The following is an 18,554-nucleotide window of genomic DNA, read 5'->3' as shown; positions in this document are numbered from 1 at the left end:
GGAGGATTTGCGTCCGCGCGACCTTGCGCCTAAACGAAGGGAAAGCTCCTCAAAGCCAAGGTCTTCCATTCATGAGGCTGTCGTGACCGTTTCCACGCCCCTTCTCGACCAGATCGACACGCCGGACGCGCTGAAGCGCATGTCGGACGCCGACCTCCGCCAGGTGGCCGACGAGCTGCGCGCTGAAACGATCAGCGCCGTGTCGGTGACGGGCGGCCATCTGGGCTCGGCCCTGGGCGTCATCGAGCTGACGGTCGCGATCCATGCCGTGTTCAACACGCCGGCCGACCGCGTGATCTGGGATGTCGGTCATCAGGCCTATCCCCACAAGATCCTCACCGGCCGCCGCTCGCGCATCCGCACGCTCCGCCAGGCCGGGGGCCTGTCGGGATTCACGAAACGCTCCGAAAGCGAATACGATCCGTTCGGCGCCGCCCATTCCTCGACGTCGATCTCGGCCGGCCTCGGCATGGCGGCGGCGCGCGACCTCGCGGGCGGCAACAACAACGTCATCGCGGTGATCGGCGACGGGTCCATGTCGGCCGGCATGGCCTACGAGGCGATGAACAACGCCGGCGCGCTGAAGTCGCGCATGCTGGTCATCCTCAACGACAACGACATGTCGATCGCCCCCCCGGTGGGCGCCATGTCGGGCTACCTCGCCCGCCTGGTGTCGGGCGGCGCCTACCGCACGGTGCGCGAGTTCGGCAAGCAGCTCGCCAACCACCTGCCGAAGTTCTTCTACGACAAGGCCCGCCGCACCGAAGAATACGCCCGCGGCTTCTTCACCGGCGGCACGCTGTTCGAGGAACTCGGCTTCTACTACGTCGGCCCGATCGACGGCCACGACATGCACCAGCTGCTGCCCGTGCTGCGCAACGTGCGCGACGAGGCCAAGGGCCCGGTCCTGCTCCACGTCGTGACCCAGAAGGGCAAGGGCTACGGCCCGGCCGAAGCCGCCGCCGACAAGTACCACGGCGTTTCCACCTTCGACGTCATCACCGGCACCCAGGCCAAGGCCAAGGCCAACGCCCCCCAGTACCAGCGCGTCTTCGGAGAATCGCTGGTCAAGGAAGCGAACAAGGATTCGAAGGTCGTCGCCATCACGGCCGCCATGCCGTCGGGGACCGGCATCGACCTGTTCGGCCAGGCGCATCCCACCCGCACCTTCGACGTCGGCATCGCCGAGCAGCACGCCGTGACCTTTGCGGCCGGGCTGGCGACCGAGGGCTTCAAGCCCTTCGTGGCGATCTACTCGACCTTCCTGCAGCGCGGCTACGACCAGGTCGTCCACGACGTGGCGATCCAGAACCTGCCGGTGCGCTTCGCCATGGACCGCGCCGGCCTCGTCGGCGCCGACGGCCCCACCCACGCGGGCTCGTTCGACCTCGCGTTCCTGGGCTGCCTGCCCAACATGACCATCATGGCCGCCGCCGACGAGGCGGACCTCGTCCACATGGTCGCCACCCAGGTGGCCCACGATTCCGGCCCGTCGGCGCTGCGCTACCCGCGCGGCGAAGGCGTCGGCATGGAGATGCCCGAGGTCGGCGTGCCGCTGGAGATCGGCCGCGGCCGCATCATGCGCGACGGCAAGCAGGTCGCCATCCTGTCCCTCGGCACCCGCCTCGCCGAAGCCCTGAAGGCGGCCGACACGCTGGCCGGCATGGGGCTATCCACCACGGTGGCGGATGCCCGCTTCGCCAAGCCGCTCGACCGCGAGATGATCCGCGCGCTGGCGGAGAAGCACGAAGTGCTGATCACCATCGAGGAAGGCTCGGTGGGCGGCTTCGGCTCCTTCGTGCTGCAGTTCCTCAGCGAGGAAGGGCTGCTCGACGGCGGCCTCAAGGTCCGCGCCATGGTGCTGCCCGACACGTTCATCGACCACGACAAGCCCGAGAAGATGTACGCCCAGGCCGGCCTCGACGCCAAGGGCATCGTCGCCAAGGTGCAGGACGCGCTCGGCATGGGCGCCGAAAGCACCCAGCCGGCGGCGAAGCTCGCGCCCCGCGCCGTCCCCAAGGCGGCCGGCTGATCGAACGGCGCCGGGCCCCGCCTCCCGCCGGGGACGGCGGGGCCCGGCGCCGCGGGACGGATGGATCGTGAACGCCATGCCGACCGAGACTCCGAAGCGAGCCGCGGGGCCCCAAAGGGCCGACGTGGCGCTGGTCGAGGCCGGGCTCTTCGAAAGCCGCGCCCGCGCCGCCGAGGCGATCGCGGCGGGCCTCGTCACCGCCGACGGCGCCCCCGTGGCGAAGCCGGCGAGCCGCGTGCCGCCCGGCGCCGCGTTCCGGGCCACGGCGCCCCATCCCTACGTGTCGCGCGGCGGCGTCAAGCTTGCGGCCGGGCTCGACCTCTTCGCCCTCGACCCCGCCGGGCTGCGATGCCTCGACGTGGGATCGTCCACGGGCGGCTTCACCGACGTCCTGCTCCGGCGCGGCGCGGCCCACGTCACCGCCGTCGACGTCGGGCGCGACCAACTCCACCCTTCGCTGCGCGGGCATCCGCGGGTCGACTCCCGCGAGTCGACCGACATCCGCGCCCTCGCGCTCGGCGCCCCCGTCGACATGGTCGTCTGCGACGCGAGCTTCGTGTCGCTGCGCGTGGTGTTGCCGCCCGCCTTCGCGCTGGCGGCGCCCGGCGCCGTCCTCGTGGCGCTGGTCAAGCCCCAGTTCGAGGCCGGGCGCGCCGCGCTGAAGAAGGGCATCGTCCGCGACCCGGAGGTCCACGCCGCCGTGTGCCGCGACGCGGCGGGCTTCATCGACGCGGCCGGCTGGCGGGTCCTGGGGATCCACCCCTCGCCGATCGCCGGCGGCGACGGAAACCTCGAATTCCTGCTCGGAGCCCGCCGCCGTGACGTTTGACGCCGTCCGCCTCGCCATCGACCACCTCGGCCGTCGCGGCGAAGGCGTGGCTCACCGGGACGGCGACACCGTCTACGTGCCCTACGCGCTGCCGGGCGAAACCGTGCTGGCGGAGCGCGACGGCGAGCGCGCCCGCATCGTCGAGACCCTCGTGGCCCGGCCGGACCGCTTGGAGCCGGTCTGCCCCTATTACGGCACCTGCGGCGGCTGCGCGGTTCAAACGCTGCCGGCCCCCGATTACCTGGCCTGGAAGCGCGACCTCGTCGTCACCGCCCTGGCCAAGGCGGGGCTCGACGCGCCCGTCGCCCCGGCGCTGGACGCTCACGGCGCCGGCCGGCGGCGCGCCACCTTCCATTCGCGGCTGGACGCGCCGCGCTCCCCGCCCCGCGTCGGCTTCATGCAGGCGCGGGCCCATGCCATCGTCGACCTCGCCTTCTGCCCCATCCTGTCGTCCGGCATGGCGGGGGCGCTGCCGGCGGCGCGTCGCGTCGCCGCCATCCTGAGCCAGTCCGGCCGCCCGCTCGACATCGTCGTCACCGCCACCGACACGGGGCTCGACCTCGACCTGCGGGGGCTCGGCAAGGCCGACCACGCGCAGACCCGCGCGTTGATCTCCGCCGCGGCGGCGCTCGACCTCGCGCGCCTGTCGAACCACGGCGACGTGCTGGTGGAAGCGCGCGCCCCCACCCTGCGCATGGGCCGTGCCGCCCTGGCGATGCCGCCCGGCGCCTTCCTGCAGGCCACCGCGGCGGGGGAAGAAGCCCTCGTCGAGCGCGTGCGGGCCGGCATCGGCGGCGCGAAGCGGGTCGCGGACCTCTTCTGCGGCGTCGGCACCTTCGCGTTGCGCCTCGGCGAAACCGCCTCCGTCACCGCCGTGGACAGCGAGCGCGCCGCCCTGGCGGCCCTGGTCCGGGCCGCGGCGGGCGCCCCTGGGCTGCGCCAGCCGAAGACCGAACTGCGCGACCTGTTCAAGCGCCCGCTCGCCGAAGCCGAGCTCGCCGCCTTCGACGCCGTGGTGTTCGACCCGCCGCGGGCCGGGGCGGCCGCCCAGGCGGCCGAGATCGCCAGGTCCGGCGTGCCGCGCGTGGTCGCGGTGAGCTGCGACCCGGGCACCTTCGCGCGCGACGCCGCCACGCTGGTGGCGGGCGGCTACCGGATCGAGAGCGTCGAGCCCGTGGACCAGTTCCGCTATTCGGCGCACGTCGAGCTCGTCGCCCTGTTCACGCGTCCGGCCGCGCCGCCCAAGAAGCGCAAGCTCCTGTCGTGACGCGCCGGCCCGTCACGCGGCGGCGAACCGGCCGAAGGCTTCCACCACCTTCTCGTAGTTCGCCCGCTTGTGCGGCATCACCCGCGCGGGCAGGGACGCCAGCGGCACCCAGGCCCAGGAGGTGAACTCCACCACGCAGCCCGGCGGCGGGCGGGTGAGGTCGATCGCCGCCTCGTCGCCCTCGAAGCGCAGCGCCGCCCAGCGCTGGGTCTGCCCGCGGAAGGCGCTGAGCTTGTGCCGGCGCCCGCCGTAGGGCGGGAACTCGTAGGGCCACCAGTCCGCGGTGACGGCCAGCAGCGACACGTCGGCGATCCCGGTTTCCTCCCACAACTCGCGCCGCGCCGCGGCCTCGATGTCCTCGTCGGCGTCGATGCCGCCCTGCGGCATCTGCCATTCGTGCCCCGCCACCACGACCTCGGGGCCGGCGTTCACCGCCGTGCCGGCGAAGACCAGCCCCGCGGCGTTGAACAGGGCGATGCCGACGTTGGGCCGGTAGGGCAGGGGGGCCTCGGGCGGGGGCGCGTCGGTCATCGGGTCGTCATCCTCGTGCTGCGCTGCAGTGGTGGGTGCCGCTGCGATGCAATATAGGGAGTGCAGCCCGTCATATGGACGATCCCGCCATGCTGCACCAACCGCTGCGTCACCGCCGCCCGGCACAGGACGCGGCGCCGGCGCGCTTCAACATCGGCACGGCCGTGCTCGACCGCTGGGCCGCGCGCGACCCGGACCGCCCCGCCGTCCTCGACCTCAACGGGCCGCGCCCCGTCGTCGACAGCTTCGGCGCCCTGAAGGCGCGGTCGGACCGGCTCGCCCTGGCGCTGCGGCGCCTGGGCGTCGCGCCCGGCGACCGGGTGGCGGTGTTCCTGCCGCAGGGCGCGCCGGCCCTCGTGGCGCAATGCGCCGCCTACAAGCTCGGCGCGATCGTGCTGCCGCTGGCGGCCGTCTTCGGCGCCGAAGCGCTGGCCTATCGCTTCGCCGACGCCGGGGTCAGCCTGGCGATCACCGACGCGGGCGGTGCGGCGAAGATCGCCGGGATCGCGCCGGCGCCGGCAGCCCTGCGCACGATCGTGTCGATCGACGGGCGCGACGGCGCCGTGCTGGGCCTCGACGAGATCGTGGCGCGCGAAACGGGCGCCTTCGTCCCCCTCGACACGGGGATCGAGGACCCCGCCCTGATGATCTACACGTCGGGCACGACCGGCCAGCCGAAGGGCGCGCTGCACGCCCACCGCGTGCTGGCCGGCCACGTGCCGGGCCTGCGCTTCTCCCACGCCGGCTTCCCGGCGGGCGGGGAGCTGATGTGGACGCCGGCCGACTGGGCCTGGGCGGGCGGCCTCCTCAACGCGGTGCTGCCCGCGCTGCACGAGGGCGTTCCCGTGGTGGCGATGCGGGGCCGGGGCTTCGACGCCGAAGCGGTGTTCCGCCTGCTCGCCGACCATCCGGTGACGCGCGCCTTCGTGCCCCCGACGGCGCTGCGCATGCTGCGCGCCGCCGCTCCCGAGCGTGTCGCGCCGTCGCGGCTGCGCAGCGTCACCTCGGCTGGCGAAGCTTTGGGCGAGGAAACCCAGGCCTGGGGGCGGCGCGCCTTCGGCTGCCCGGTCGACGACGTCTACGGGCAGACCGAGTGCAACTACGTGCTGGGCTCTTCCGCGGCGCGCGGGGTGGCGCGGGCGGGCGCCATCGGCGGGGCCACGCCGGGCCACGACGTCGCGGTGCTGCGCCCGGACGGCACGCCCTGTCGGCCGGGCGAGCCCGGGACGATCGCGGTGCGGCGGCCGGATCCCACCCTGTTCCTCGGCTACTGGAACAGGCCCGACGCCACGGCGGCGAAGTTCGCCGGCGACTGGATGACGACGGGCGACGGCGGCACGATGGACGGGGACGGCTACGTGACGTTTCTCGGCCGCGACGACGACATCATCACCTCGTCGGGCTTCCGCATCGGCCCGGTCGAGATCGAGGACAGCCTGATCCGCCATCCGGCCGTGGCGGCGGCCGCGGCCGTGGGCAAGCCCGACCCGCTGCGCACCGAGATCGTCAAGGCCTGGATCGTGCCGCGCGACGGCATCGCGCCCACCGCCGCGCTGGCCGAGGAGATCCAGCATTTCGTCCGCACGCGCCTGTCGGCCCACGAATACCCGCGCGAGGTGGCCTTCGTGGCGGAGCTGCCGATGACGGCCACCGGCAAGGTGATGCGCCGGGTGCTGCGCGAGCGGGGGTGAGCCGGCCCGCCGCCGCTCAGCCCGTCGCCGGGCCGCGGGCCTTGCGGGCGAGCCGGAGCAGCGTGCCGAGCGGGCCGTCGAGCGGGAGCCGGATGTCGAGGCGGCCCGCCGGGTCCGTCAGTTCGAGCACGAGGTCGGCGCCGGGCGGCACCTCGGCCCCGCTGGACAGCACCGTGCGGAAGCCGCCGCCGTAGGCCAGGGGGACGACCTTCTCGGCCAGGGCCGCCACGTGCCCGTCCGCCGTCCACACCGGCGGGACCGCCAGCGCCAGGGTCGGGCCGAAGATCGCCGGGCTTCCGACGAGGCTCACGTCGAGTTCGACGTCGCCGCCGGCCGCCGGCCCGACCTCCAGGCTGACGCGCAGCCCGGCGTCGGGGATCGGCAGTTCGCCGAGCAGCGCGGTGCTGCCCGGCGCGCCGAACCGGTCGAGCGGCGCGATCAGCGTCCAGGTGAGGGCCGCCCCGCCGTCCTTCCGTGCGGCCGCCGAGGTCGGGCGCAGCAGGGAGAACCCGGCCCGCGCGGTGGCGACCGTGGGCGCGGCACGGGCCGCCACCGCGGGCGCGGGCGGGAGGGCGGGTGCCGGGGCCGCCGGGGCAGGCGCCGCGGCGGCCTGCACCGCGGGGGGAGGCGGCGCCGACGGGAGCGCCAGCCCGCAGCAGCGGCGCTCCCAGTCCGCCACCGGTCCGCGCGCGCCGTCCTTGATGGACAGCGACACCCAGCCCTTCCTGCCGTCGTCGGACGACAGCCCGAGCGTGATCCAGTCGCGGTTCCGGAGGGCCGACAGGAGGGTGTCGCCCCAGGCCGGGATCACGCCGAAATCCCGCCGGCCCGGCCCATCGTCGTGCCGGGGCGCGGGCGCGAAGGGCATGTCGCAGATCCGGGCGTCGCAGATGCGCGGCGCTTCCAAGCTCCACGCCCGGCCGGGTTCGATGGCTCCCGCCGGGCCGAAGTCGGCCGAAGCCGTGAAGCCCGTCGTCGCGCCCGGCGCCGTGTCCCGCCGGATCGTGAGCGTGCCGTGCAGGTGCCCCGCGGGCAGGTCGACCTCGCCGACCAGCGCCGGCGCGGCGGCGCTTCCCGCGATCTGCCAGGTGACGATGCCCACCATCCGCGCCCCGTCGCCCAGCGCGGCGCCCGCGAGCGCCAACGTGCCCGGCGCTTCCGGGCTCGCCGGCTTCGCATCCGCGATCCGCCCGACGAGCGTGCGGGCATCGGTGGTGTCCGTCGCGATCCGCGTCGACGCCAGCTCGGCGGGCGTCATCCAATGGATGCCGCTCGGCGGGGCCGAACGCATCAGCGGCATGATGGATTCGGCGATGCCGAGGCCGAGCAGGTAGCGGTCGACCTCGGAATACATGGTTTCCGGGGCGGCCTTCTGCACTTGGCGCGAGGAGATCGGCCGCGTCTCGATCAGCGTGCGGCTGACCTCGACGGGGCGGCCGTTCACCATGCGGCGCATGATGCGGAAATAGTTCATCACCCGCGTCAGCGTCTGATGCACGACCATCTGGTGCACGCCGACGTAGCTGTGATCGCCGACGGACCGCTCGGTCCCGGCCGCCAGGATCAGCACGCAGGCGGAAGCGCAGGCGGCGACGCCGCCGGCGACGAAGCCCGGCCGCTCCCCGGCCCGCCGCCGCGCCGCGCAGGCGCTGTCCGTCGCCGCGCAGTCGTCGAGCGCCGTTCCCGCCACCGCCACCGTCAACCCGCGCGACCGGATGGCGCGGCCCATCGCCATGGCGGCCTGCACGGCGCCGCCGGGCGAGTCGACGAGGACCGGCACGGATTTCCGCCCGAGCCGGGCCAGGGCCGCGGAGAACAGGGCCGGCGTGCCCGGACCGATCACCCCGGTCAGCGCCAGCCATTCGGCGCAGCCGTCCCCGCAGCCCGGGGCGTCGCTCCGCACCAGCGTCACCGTCATCGGCATCTTGCCCTCGGCGGGCGTGAAGGCCGCGGCGGGCCCGGCGAGGCCGGCGACGACGGGGAGCGCCGAAAGCATCGGCAGGATCGGCGACGGACGGGGCATGACGCGGGACCGGCAAGCGGGAGATGCCGGGTGACATCGTCCCCGGCTTGCAACTTTCAATGGTCGACCGTCCGGCGGCCGCGGTGCCGGAAGGAGACAGGCCCCCGCGATGCCGCACGGACGGCCCCGGGGCCGCGATCTTTGGCACGGGGAATGCTGTCGCGGGGGCGACCACACGCAAAGGAACCCCGAGTATGTCCTATCTCGTGCCCGCAGACTTCGTGAAGAAGGCGATCGACGCCGGCGAGGCCAAAGTCTTCATGGCCACCCGCGACACCTTCATCCGTGCCTATATGGCGGGCGCCATCCTGGCGCTGGCTGCCGCTTTTGCGGTCACCATCAATCAGACCACCGGGCAGCCGCTGGTGGGGGCGCTGTTGTTCCCGGTCGGCTTCGTGATGCTGTACCTGCTCGGCTACGACCTGCTGACGGGCGTGGTGGTGCTGACCCCGCTCGCGCTGATCGACGGGCGCCCCGGCGTCAACGCCGGCAACGTGCTGCGCAACTGGGTGCTCGTGTTCCTGGGCAATTTCGCCGGCGCCCTGACGGTCGCCGTGATGATGTCGATCGTGTTCACCTTCGGCTTCGCGACGGCGCCGAACCCCGTCGGCACGCTGATCGCCGGCATCGGCGAGGCCCGCACGCTCGGCTATTCGAAGTACGGCGCGTCCGGCATGCTGACGCTCTTCGTCCGCGCCATGATGTGCAACTGGATGGTGTCGACCGGCGTCATCGGCGCCATGATCTCCACCTCCGTGCCCGGCAAGGTCATCGCCATGTGGATGCCCATCACGGTGTTCTTCTTCATGACCTTCGAGCATTCGGTGGTGAACATGTTCCTGTTCCCCTCGGCGCTGATCATGGGCGGCCATTTCTCGGTGCTGGACTATCTCGTCTGGAACGAGATCCCGACGCTGCTCGGCAACATCGTGGGCGGCCTCGCCTTCACGGGCCTGATGCTCTACTCGACCCACGTCCGCACGGGCGCCCCCCGCGTCGCCCGCCTGTCGGCGCCGGCGGTCAGCCCCGCCGAGTGATGCCGGGCCCGGTCGGCGAAGCCGGGCCCGATATCGCGCTCGGGCACTCCCCATCGGTCGAAACCTTCGACCGCCGGCGTCGCGAAACGGCGCGCCGCTCCGGGATCACGCTTCCAGCGCCAGGACGGCGAAGCTGGCGAGCCAGTGTTCGCCCATATAGTCGCCCCGCACCGTGCCGAGCCCCGCTTCCAGGTGGCGCTCGGCCGCGTCCTCCAGGAGGGCGCGGCGCGGGTCCGACGCCGGCAGGGCCGAGGCCAGGCCGCGCCAGCACCAGGCGCGGCTGAGGTTCAGCCCGTCGAGATGGGCGATCTTGCCGTCCGAGCGGTCGCTGACGGATGCGGGGCGGAACAGCGCTTCGGGATGCCCGCCGGCGAGGCCGGGCAGGAAGCCGTCGAACCAGGGCCGCCATTCGCCGGGCGGCAGCAGGCGGCGCATGCATTCCGCTTCCATGAGCGCCGGGGACAGGAAGTCGTCGCCACCCGGCTCCCAGGCCTGGCAGCCGCGGTCGCGCCCGAACCAATCGACCGCCTTCTCCCACAGCAGGCCGAGGAGCGCGTCGTCCTCCGTCGCCACGGCGTAGTCGCGGGCCAGCGCCAGCGCGAAGGCGCCGTTGAAATGCGTGCCGGTGCGGACCGGATAGGCGGCCTTGGGCAGGAAGGCGAGGAAGCGGTCCGCGAAGGCGTCGGCGAGCGGCGCCAGCGTCACCCCCCAGGCGGCCTGGCCGGGGCCGTCGAGCCCGCGCAGCTCCGCGGCGAGCTTCAACAGCCACGCCCAGCCGTAGGGTCGCTCGAAGCCGCGCGACGACGGCCGGGACAGATAGGCGATCTCGCCCGCGACGGCGTCCGGGGTCAGCCGACGGTCGAACAGGTCCCGCACCGCGCCGGCCGGCTCCATGGCGGGGAAGCGGCGGAGCAGGCGGGCCAGCATCCAATGGCCGTGGACGCAGCTGTGCCAGTCGAAGGAGCCGAAGAACACCGGGTGCAGCGCCCGCGGCACCGCGGCGTCGGCCGGCCCGTCCATGACGTGGTCGAGCTTGTTGGGATAGTCGCGCTCGACGTGGCCGAGCGCGATGCGGGCGAAACCCGCCGCGCGCTCTTCGGTGAGGATGGTCCGCATCGCGCCTCACGCCTTCCGCGCGGGGCCCGGAGGGGGCCCCGGCCCGGCAGGACGACGCGCTCCGGGCGCGGGAGTTCCATCAGCGCCGGGCGCGGCGCCAACCCCGCCGCCCGTCGAGGAACAGGCCCAGGTCGCGCCCGGCCGGCAGCGCCGTGGCGTCGCGGAGGTCGCCGCGGTCGAGGCCGATGTCGCGGAGCTCGTGGTCGCTCATCGCCGCCAGGGTGTCGAGGGTGTGCCGGGCTTCGGCGGCGCGGAACGGCCCCATCACGATCCAGTCGAGGATGGCCGGCATGGCGCGGAAGGCGCGCGACAGGGTGCGGAACCCGCGCTCGGCGGGGGTGGGGCGGGGCTTCTCGATCATCAGCAGCATGGCGTGACCTCCGGGGCCTGAGCGGCCTTGACGCCAAGGTGGGGCGGGGCCATTCATGGGTCCAACGAATGCTTTTCATGCGTTCGATCACGATTTGGCATCGTTCCATGCTCGACACCGATCAGCTCCGGTCCTTCCTGGCCATCGTCGACACGGGCAGCTTCACGCGCGCGGCCGACCGGGTGAACAAGACGCAGAGCGCCGTGTCGATGCACGTGCGGCGGCTGGAGGAGCGGCTCGACCGCGCCCTGTTCGTGAAGCAGGGGCGGGGCACGCGGCTGTCGCCGGACGGCGAGCGGCTGGTGGAGCACGCGCGCCGCATCCTGCAGGTGGAAGCCGCGGCGCTGGCCGACCTCGCCGCCGAGGGCCTGACGGGCCGCGTGACGCTCGGCATCCCGGACGACTACGCCGAGCTGTTCCTCGGCGACATCGTCGGCCGCTTCGCCCTGCGCCACCCCGGCGTGGAGCTGTCGGTGCTGTGCCACCCCAGCATCGAGGTGGCCGATCGCATCCGCAGCGGCGAGGTCGACGTCGGCATCGTCACGGCGTCGGACGACATCCCCGGCAGCGAAGTGCTGCGCGAGGAGCCCCTGGTCTGGGTGGCGGGGCTCAGGGCCGGGCCGATCGAGGCGCAGCGGCCGCTGCCCCTCGCCCTGTCGACGCCCAGCTGCGCGTGGCGGCAGGTCGCCATCGCGGCCCTGGCCGAAGCCGGCGTGGCGACGCGCATGTTCATGACCTCGACCCATTATTCCGCCATCGCGCCCGTGGTGCGGGCCGGCCAAGCCGTGACGGTGCTGCCCCTGGCCGTGGTGGACGCGGCGAGCCAGCGGCTGGTCGGCGCCGAGGCGGGCCTGCCGGCGCTGCCCTCGGTGCGGCTCGGCCTGTTGCGCCGGCCGGGCGCGCGCTCGCCCGTCGTGGCGGCGCTGGCCGACGAGGTGCGGGCGAGCCTCGGCGCGGGCGCGGCGGCGATGCGCGACGCGGCGTGACGCGGCGCCGGCCGGGCCGCTCGATGCTGTCGCGGGGGCCCGCCGTTCCATTCCGCTGTGCATCGACGCGGTCGCGGCGGCGGTGCATCGTCGGATGCGATTGCGCGTGATGTTGAATCCTGCAACAGTCCGCGACAGGTCGCAATGACGATGACATCCCAGGTTGTCGTCCGATGCCGTGCCCGACGGGAGTTTCGCCTTGAGCCTTGTCCAGCCCGTATCGAAGGCGATGCCGCTGCGCCCCGACCGGGGCATCATCTCCATCATCGAGGGCGGCGCGTCCGAGGCGGCGGTGGCCGGACGGGGGCGGCTCGACCTGATGCCGACGCAGGACGCGGCCGAGCCGGCGGCGCTGACGCCGCGCAACTACCAGACGGCCCTGAGCCTGCTCGAATGCGCCGCCAAGGCGCTCGAAATCCTGTATGACCGGCGCGACCAGCTCGAAGCCTCGCTCGAGGACGTGTCGATGCGGGCCGAAGGCGCCGTGGTGGCGGCGCAGGCCAAGGTCCTCGACTGGCAAAGGCTCGCGGCCGGCCTGAAGAGCGACGCGCAGGAGCTGGAGCGCCGCCTCGCCGCCGCCCAGCAGCGCGCCGAGCTCGCCGAAACCCAGCTCGAAGCCGAGCGCGCCCGCGCCGACGCGGCGGAGCGCCAGGCCGCCGAAGCCCTGGGCCTGTCCCACGGGCTCCATTCCAAGATCGTGTCGGCCTTCGGCCGGGGGTCGACCGCCCACAAAGCGCTGCTGGTGGCGGTGGACGAGGCTCCGGCCGGCTGACGGTCCGGTCGGCGCGCGATGGGGAGTGCGGGAATCCGATGTTCGAAGGCTGGTCCCTGTTGAAGCGGCGCGAGCCCCCCGCGGAGGTGGCCGCGACCCGGCCCGCACCCGTGTCGGCCCCCGCCCCGCGCCCGGCGCAGCTCGCCGGCGGCGGGCCGCTCGACGCGCTCGGCCAGCAGAGCGAAAGCGTGCGCGACCGGGTGAACCGCATGGCGGAGCGCCTCGACGAGGTGCGCTCGCTGTCGGCCGAGTTCGGCCTCATCGTCGGCCCGCTCAACGACTTCGTCGACCAGCACGCGGCGTCCCGCGCGCGGCTGATGGAGGTGGAAGCCCTGCTGGCGCGCGAGCGCGACCTCGCCGCCACCGCGCGGGCGGAGCTCGGCGCGCTGCAGGTGGTGAGCGCCAAGACCTTCGGCGACTTCCAGGACGCGCTGGCGGCCCTGACCGACCGCGAAGAAACCATCCGCCGCCAGGACGTTCAGGTGACGGAGCTGCGCATCCGCACGTCCGACCTGAAGAGCCACGGCGACAGCCTGGAATCTCGCCTCTTCGCCGAGGCCGACCGCGCGAAATCGCTGGCGGACGACAACGCCGCGCTGCGGGGTGAGCTGGCGGTCGCCGAGGAAGCGCGCGTGGCGACCGAGCGCGCCCTCGCCGAAGCGCGCGAAACCCTGGGGCTGTCGGACGCGGAAACGTCGCGCCTGGGGGCCTTGACCGAAACGCTGTCGCTGAAGATCGCCGGGCTCAACCGCATCGTGGCGGACCTCGAGCCGCAGCTCCAGATGGCGCGCAGCACCACGGCGCTGGTGCAGGGCAAGTTCGCCGTCGAACAATCGGCCCGGCAGAAGAGCGAGGCGGCGCGGGACGCCGAGCGCGCCGCGCACGAGATGGAACTGGCGTCCCGGTCGATGAAGATCGACGGTCTCACGGCCCATGTCGCCAACACCGACAAGCTGATCGCCCACCTGCGCGACCAGCTCCACGACAAATCCGAAGCCTTCCGGGTGGCCGAGAAGGGCCTGCGCGACGCCACCGCCGAGCGGCTGTCGCTGGAGCGCCGGCTAGAATCCGCCCTGGAAGCCTCGGCCCGCACCGGCGCCCAGCTCGGCGACATGCAGCGCTCCAACATCGAGCTCGGCAACCGCGCCGACATGCTCGCCAAGGCGGTGGCGGCCAAGGACGGCGCGCTCGACGCCGCCAACCGCAAGAGCGCGACGCTGCTCGACCGCATCGAAAGCCTCAACGCCCGCTTCGCGTTGGAGCGCTCGGAGTTCGAGGCGACGCACCGGCGCATGATCGAGGAGCTGCAGAGCGAGCGGGCCGAGCGCTCGCTGGCCCACGGCGCGCTCGACATCGCGCGCAAGAGCCGCTCGTCGCTGCTCGCCCAATACACGGCGCTGAAGCGCCGCACCGGCGCCGCCCCCGAGGGACGCGCGCTCGACGACCTCGCCGAGCTCGACGCCGAAGCGCCGCGCCCGGCCGACAGCAACGTCATGGCCTTCGCGCCGCCCGAGCCGGGCGCGTGACGGCCCCTTACCCCGAAGAGGATGCCAGCATGGACGCTGCACTGCAGAGCCGGACCGAGGATTCCGAGCCGACCGCCCTGGCGGTCGTCCCCCCTGCGCCGTCGTCGGACCGCGTGGTGGAGTTCTCGTCCTCGATGAAGGACAAGCTGCTCCAAACCGCCGCCGAGGGCGGGAGCAAGCGCGACTGGTCGTCGGCGCTCGACCTCGTCAGCGAGGCCTTCGAGGCCATCCGCATGGCCGACGAGCGCGCCGCGGCGTCCGAAGAATACCAGGCCGAGCTGGTGCAGCGCCACGCCGACCACGTGAAGGTGCTGGAAACTCGCATCGCCGCCGCCGACAAGCGGGCCGACGCGGCCGAGAACCGCGCCAAGACGGCGGAAGGCTGGCTGTCGAAGTTCCACGACACGATCATCGACGAGTTCCAGCGGACCTTCGCGTCGCGCGGCGGGGCGCGGTAGGCCCCGCCCGCTCGGGTCCCGCCCTCGCCCGCGACGGGCTTCGGGCCCGCCCCGATCCAGTCGGGGGGAGGGGCGGCGCCGCAGTCGCCGATGATGCGGCATGGATGCCGCCGGCCGCGACGGCCGCCGCGAGGCGCGTGGTCCTTCGCTGCCCGGAGGCGGTGCCGGGCCGACCCCGCCGCGGCTGCCTCACACCCCGCCGTACATGCGCCCCGGGTTGAACAGCCGGTCGGGGTCGAAGCTCGCCTTGATGGCCGCCGTCACGGCCCCCAGCGGCGGCGCCAGCGGCTCGAACACGTCGACGGCGGCCCGCACGGCGTCGGGTGCCCGCACCAGCGTGGCGTGCCCGCCCACCTCCGCCACCGCGGCACGGATCGAGGACGCGCCCGCGTCGCCGGACGGGTCCGTCGTCACCCAGATCAGGCCGCCGCCCCAGTCGAAGCTGTGGCGCAGCGCCACCCCGGCGAGCCGCGCCGCCACGGCGGGCCCGCGCGTCGGCGCCACCGACACGCGCCACACCGCCTCGTCGCGCCCGGCGCCGAGCGCCACGCCATCGCGGATGTCGTCCCACAGGGGGGCCGCGACGCCCTCGGCCAGCCGCTCGGGGGCGCCGAACTCGGCCAGGAGGGCGGACAGCCTCGTCGCCCGGTCGGCGACCGAGGACGCGAAGCCGTCGAGCCGCAGCAGGGTGCGCGCCGGCGCGCCGCCGGCGCCGGGCAGGTGGGCGGCGCCCGTGACCTCGAAGGGCGTGCCAATGGACCGCGTCAGCGCCGCGACCGCGCGGGCATCGTCGAGGCCGGAGAACAGCAGCGTCAGCGCGGTTTCGGGCCGCGGCACCACCTTGAACGTGACCTCGGTGAGGAAGCCCAGCGTGCCGTGGGCGCCGCATTCGAGCTTCACGAGGTCGAGCCCCGTGACGTTCTTCATCACCCGGCCGCCGGACTTCACCGCGTCCCCGAAGCCGTTGACCACCCGCACGCCGATGAGGTGGTCGCGCACGGCGCCGGCCGCGAAGCGCCGGGGGCCCGACGCGTTGGTGGCGACGAGCCCGCCGACCGTCGGCTCGCCCTGCCGCCCATAGAGCCGTCGATGGTCCGCCGGCTCCACGGGCAGCATCTGGCCGCGCTCGGCCAGCGTCGCTTCCAGCACCCGCACCGGCGTGCCGGCCCGCGCCCCGATGACGAGCTCGGACGGCTCGTAGAGGGTGATTCCGGTGAGGCCCGCCGAGGACAGGACGTCGACGGCGTTGCTGGGGCGGCCCAGCCCGGCGCGCGTGCCGCCGCCCTGGAGGGACAGCGGTCGGCGGGCGGCGCGGGCCGCCGCGACGGCGTCGCAGGCTTCGGCTTCGGTGGCAGGCGTGTGGAGGCTCATGCGGGTCTCGGACATGCGTCCCTCCTCCCCCCAGGGGAGAAGGTGGCCCGGAGGGCCGGATGAGGTGCTCTCGGGCACGAGCGGGCTTCCCCGCCGCCCCGCCGTGCGTCCCTCCTCCCCGCCGGGGAGGAGGGGCGCGTCACTCCGCGGCTTGGGGCAGCGGCGCCCGCGGGGTCGCCGGCACGCGCCCGTCGAGCGGGAACACCTTGGCGGGGTTCAGGAGCCAGTCCGGATCGAAGGCGGCGCGGACGCGCATCTGCTGGTCGAGGTCGACCTTGTCGAACTGGTAGCGCATCAGGTCGCGCTTCTCGATGCCGACGCCGTGTTCGCCCGTGAGGCAGCCGCCCACCTCCACGCAGAGCTTGAGGATGTCGTTGCCGGCTTCCTCGGCCTTCTCCTGCTCGGCGGGATCGTTGATGTCGTAGAGCACCAGCGGGTGGAGGTTGCCGTCCCCGGCGTGGAACACGTTGGCGGCCTTCAGCCCGTAGCCGTCGGTGATCTGCCGGATGCGGCGCAGCACCTCGGGCAGGCGGCCGGTGGGGATGGTGCCGTCCATGCAGATGTAGTCGGCGACGCGGCCCGTGGCCCCGAAGGCGGACTTGCGCCCCTTCCAGATCGCCGCGGTTTCGGCCGCCGAGCGGCTCTCCTTGATGGTCTTGACGCCGTGCTGGCGCGCGATGGCGATGATCTTGCGCAGCTGCTCGGTCATGTCGTCCGGCGAGCCCTCGACCTCGATGATCAGCATGGCCTCGACGTCGAGCGGGTAGCCGGCGTGGGCGAAGGCTTCGCAGATCTCGATCGCCACCTTGTCCATGTATTCCATCGCCACCGGCACGATGCCGGCCCCGATGATGGCCGACACGGTGTCGCCGGCCTCCTCGACGGAATCGAAGCCGAACAGCACCGGCTGGGCGCCTTCGGCGGCGCGCAGGATGCGGACGGTGGCTTCCGTGACGACGCCGAGCTGCCCTTCCGACCCCACCACGAGGCCGAGCAGGTCGAGCCCGCCGGCGTCCATGTGCTGGCCGCCGATGTCCACCACGGTGCCGTCCACCATCACCATGCGGACGCCGAGCACGTTGTTGGTGGTGACGCCGTATTTCAGGCAGTGCGCCCCGCCCGAGTTCATGGCGATGTTGCCCGCGATGGTGCAGGCGAGCTGCGACGACGGGTCGGGCGCGTAGAAGAAGCCCTCGTGCGACACCGCGCCCGTGATGGCGAGGTTGGTCACGCCCGCTTCCACCCGCGCGGTGCGGTTGGGGTAGTCGATCTCCAGCACCTTGTTGAGCTTGCCCACTCCCACCACCACGGCGTCCGGCTGCGGGATGGCGCCGCCGCACAGCGACGTGCCGGCGCCGCGCGGCACCACCTTGATGCCTTCCCGGTGCAGGTAGCGCATCACCGCCGACACTTCCTCGGTGGTGCGGGGCAGCACGACGGCGAGCGGCACCTGCCGGTAGGCGGTGAGCCCGTCCGTTTCGAAGGCGCGGCGCTCGTCCTCGCTGTCGACGAGGCATTCGGGGGGGACGAGGGCGGCCAGCCCGGCCACGATGGAGGCGCGCCGCGCCACGACGGACGGATCGGGGGCGGGGAAGGCGATGGCCGACATGCTGGGTCCTCCCGGGGACGCGGTCTTGACGTCAATATAGGGCCGGGCGCCGCGGTTGTGAACGGCGACGCGGCGGCGTCGCGCGGATCCCTCCGGCCGGCCGAAACCGGTTGTCGCACCCGGCGGCCCGGCCTATAGCGAAGGGCGCCCCCGATCCCGCGATCGGCCGGGGGCCGGGGCCGGGACGCGGGCCCCCCTGCCAGCACGGGCGAGATGACGGACCTCTACCACCACCCTCTCTGCCCCCATTCCCGCTTCATCCGCCTGATCCTCGGCGAAATGGGGATCGAGCCCGACCTCGTCGAGGAACGCGTCTTCGACCGCCGCCGCGACTTCCTGATCATGAACCCCGCCGGCACCACGCCGGTGCTGGTGGAGGAGCCCGTCGGCGCCGTGCCAGGGCCCGGGCCCATCTCCGAATACCTCGACGAGACGCGCGGCCCCGCCCTGGGCGACCGCCGCCTGATGCCGGACGACGCCGCCGGCCGCGTCGAGGTGCGCCGCCTGCTCGACTGGTGGAACGGCAAGTTCTTCGCCGAAGTGTCGAGCCACCTCATCACCGAGAAGGTGTACAAGCGCTTCATGACCGCCGACCAGGGCGGCGGCGCGCCGGACATGGACGCCGTGCGGGTGGCGCGGGCCAACATCCGCTACCACATGCGCTACATCGGCTTCCTGATCCGGGGCCGCAACTGGCTCGCCGGCGACCGCCTCACCTACGCGGACCTCGCCGCCGCAGCCCACCTGTCCGCCATCGATTTCCTGGGCGACGTGCCATGGGCCGAGGACGAGACCGCGAAGAGCTGGTACGTGCGGGTGAAGTCGCGCCCGTCCTTTCGCGCCCTGCTGGCCGACCGCGTGCCCGGCATCGTGCCGAGCCCCGTCTACGCCGACCTGGATTTTTGACGGGGGCCGTCCCTCGCACCCGGCGCGGGA

General features: G+C 73.5%; 16 protein-coding genes. 10 read left to right on the top strand and 6 right to left on the bottom strand.

Annotated elements, in window-relative coordinates:
• The first annotated feature begins 82 nt into the window (after nt 1-82).
• The 3 genes from dxs to D3273_RS09600 all read left to right on the top strand — a co-directional run bounded on the left by dxs (nt 83) and on the right by D3273_RS09600 (nt 4,128).
• A complete protein-coding gene (dxs, locus tag D3273_RS09610) occupies nt 83-2,032 on the top strand; it encodes a 1-deoxy-D-xylulose-5-phosphate synthase (RefSeq protein WP_129225848.1) in 1,950 nt (649 codons plus the stop codon).
• A 76-nt stretch (nt 2,033-2,108) separates the two neighbouring features.
• The gene (locus D3273_RS09605) at nt 2,109-2,861 is read left to right on the top strand and encodes a TlyA family RNA methyltransferase (RefSeq protein WP_129225846.1); all 753 of its coding nucleotides are present in this window, start codon (nt 2,109-2,111) and stop codon (nt 2,859-2,861) included.
• Nucleotides 2,851-4,128: a class I SAM-dependent RNA methyltransferase gene (locus D3273_RS09600; protein ID WP_129225844.1), complete on the top strand. Its 1,278-nt coding sequence runs from the start codon at nt 2,851-2,853 to the stop codon at nt 4,126-4,128. The genes D3273_RS09605 and D3273_RS09600 overlap by 11 nt, the downstream gene beginning before the upstream one ends.
• Before the next feature lie 12 nt (nt 4,129-4,140).
• Here D3273_RS09600 and D3273_RS09595 read toward each other — a convergent pair whose 3' ends face one another.
• Nucleotides 4,141-4,659, bottom strand: a complete 519-nt coding sequence (locus D3273_RS09595; protein WP_129225842.1) for an RNA pyrophosphohydrolase — start codon at nt 4,657-4,659, stop codon at nt 4,141-4,143.
• Nucleotides 4,660-4,748: 89 nt separating this feature from the next.
• Between D3273_RS09595 and D3273_RS09590 the strand changes: the two genes are divergently transcribed.
• Nucleotides 4,749-6,350 carry an AMP-binding protein gene (locus D3273_RS09590; RefSeq protein ID WP_129225840.1) on the top strand — a complete coding sequence of 534 codons (1,602 nt, stop codon included), beginning with the start codon at nt 4,749-4,751 and terminating at the stop codon, nt 6,348-6,350.
• Between the two features lie 16 nt (nt 6,351-6,366).
• Here the strand turns inward: D3273_RS09590 and D3273_RS09585 are convergent, their stop codons facing one another.
• On the bottom strand, nt 6,367-8,373 hold the full coding sequence (locus D3273_RS09585; RefSeq protein WP_129225838.1) for a COG3904 family protein: 2,007 nt from the start codon (nt 8,371-8,373) through the stop codon (nt 6,367-6,369).
• Nucleotides 8,374-8,567: 194 nt separating this feature from the next.
• Between D3273_RS09585 and D3273_RS09580 the strand changes: the two genes are divergently transcribed.
• Nucleotides 8,568-9,410: a formate/nitrite transporter family protein gene (locus D3273_RS09580; RefSeq protein ID WP_129225836.1), complete on the top strand. Its 843-nt coding sequence runs from the start codon at nt 8,568-8,570 to the stop codon at nt 9,408-9,410.
• A 105-nt stretch (nt 9,411-9,515) separates the two neighbouring features.
• On the opposite strand, the gene D3273_RS09575 is transcribed toward D3273_RS09580, so the two are convergent.
• Complete coding sequence (locus D3273_RS09575) at nt 9,516-10,526, bottom strand: DUF2891 domain-containing protein (protein WP_129225834.1); 1,011 nt, start codon at nt 10,524-10,526, stop codon at nt 9,516-9,518.
• Nucleotides 10,527-10,605: 79 nt separating this feature from the next.
• The gene (locus tag D3273_RS09570; RefSeq protein WP_165359443.1) at nt 10,606-10,896 is read right to left on the bottom strand and encodes a DUF1127 domain-containing protein; all 291 of its coding nucleotides are present in this window, start codon (nt 10,894-10,896) and stop codon (nt 10,606-10,608) included.
• A 107-nt stretch (nt 10,897-11,003) separates the two neighbouring features.
• Between D3273_RS09570 and D3273_RS09565 the strand changes: the two genes are divergently transcribed.
• The 4 genes from D3273_RS09565 to D3273_RS09550 all read left to right on the top strand — a co-directional run bounded on the left by D3273_RS09565 (nt 11,004) and on the right by D3273_RS09550 (nt 14,638).
• On the top strand, nt 11,004-11,882 hold the full coding sequence (locus D3273_RS09565) for a LysR family transcriptional regulator (protein WP_165359442.1): 879 nt from the start codon (nt 11,004-11,006) through the stop codon (nt 11,880-11,882).
• Nucleotides 11,883-12,081: 199 nt separating this feature from the next.
• The gene (locus tag D3273_RS09560) at nt 12,082-12,654 is read left to right on the top strand and encodes a hypothetical protein (RefSeq protein WP_129225828.1); all 573 of its coding nucleotides are present in this window, start codon (nt 12,082-12,084) and stop codon (nt 12,652-12,654) included.
• Nucleotides 12,655-12,692: 38 nt separating this feature from the next.
• Nucleotides 12,693-14,180: a hypothetical protein gene (locus D3273_RS09555; protein ID WP_129225826.1), complete on the top strand. Its 1,488-nt coding sequence runs from the start codon at nt 12,693-12,695 to the stop codon at nt 14,178-14,180.
• Nucleotides 14,181-14,209: 29 nt separating this feature from the next.
• Nucleotides 14,210-14,638 carry a hypothetical protein gene (locus tag D3273_RS09550; RefSeq protein WP_129225824.1) on the top strand — a complete coding sequence of 143 codons (429 nt, stop codon included), beginning with the start codon at nt 14,210-14,212 and terminating at the stop codon, nt 14,636-14,638.
• Between the two features lie 189 nt (nt 14,639-14,827).
• Here the strand turns inward: D3273_RS09550 and glcE are convergent, their stop codons facing one another.
• Together glcE and D3273_RS09540 are read right to left on the bottom strand one after the other, a co-directional pair.
• Nucleotides 14,828-16,009, bottom strand: coding sequence for a glycolate oxidase subunit GlcE (gene glcE, locus D3273_RS09545; RefSeq protein ID WP_129225972.1), 1,182 nt, complete (start codon nt 16,007-16,009; stop codon nt 14,828-14,830).
• Nucleotides 16,010-16,148: 139 nt separating this feature from the next.
• On the bottom strand, nt 16,149-17,618 hold the full coding sequence (locus D3273_RS09540; RefSeq protein ID WP_129225822.1) for an FAD-binding oxidoreductase: 1,470 nt from the start codon (nt 17,616-17,618) through the stop codon (nt 16,149-16,151).
• 213 nt (nt 17,619-17,831) lie between these two features.
• Here D3273_RS09540 and D3273_RS09535 point away from each other — a divergent pair, with 213 nt between their 5' ends.
• The gene (locus D3273_RS09535; RefSeq protein WP_129225820.1) at nt 17,832-18,524 is read left to right on the top strand and encodes a glutathione S-transferase family protein; all 693 of its coding nucleotides are present in this window, start codon (nt 17,832-17,834) and stop codon (nt 18,522-18,524) included.
• The last annotated feature ends 30 nt before the right edge of the window (nt 18,525-18,554 follow it).

The sequence above is a fragment of the Lichenibacterium minor genome (assembly GCF_004137685.1).
Lineage (GTDB): Bacteria > Pseudomonadota > Alphaproteobacteria > Rhizobiales > Beijerinckiaceae > Lichenihabitans > Lichenihabitans minor.
This window is presented reverse-complemented; position numbering and strand designations above follow the sequence as displayed.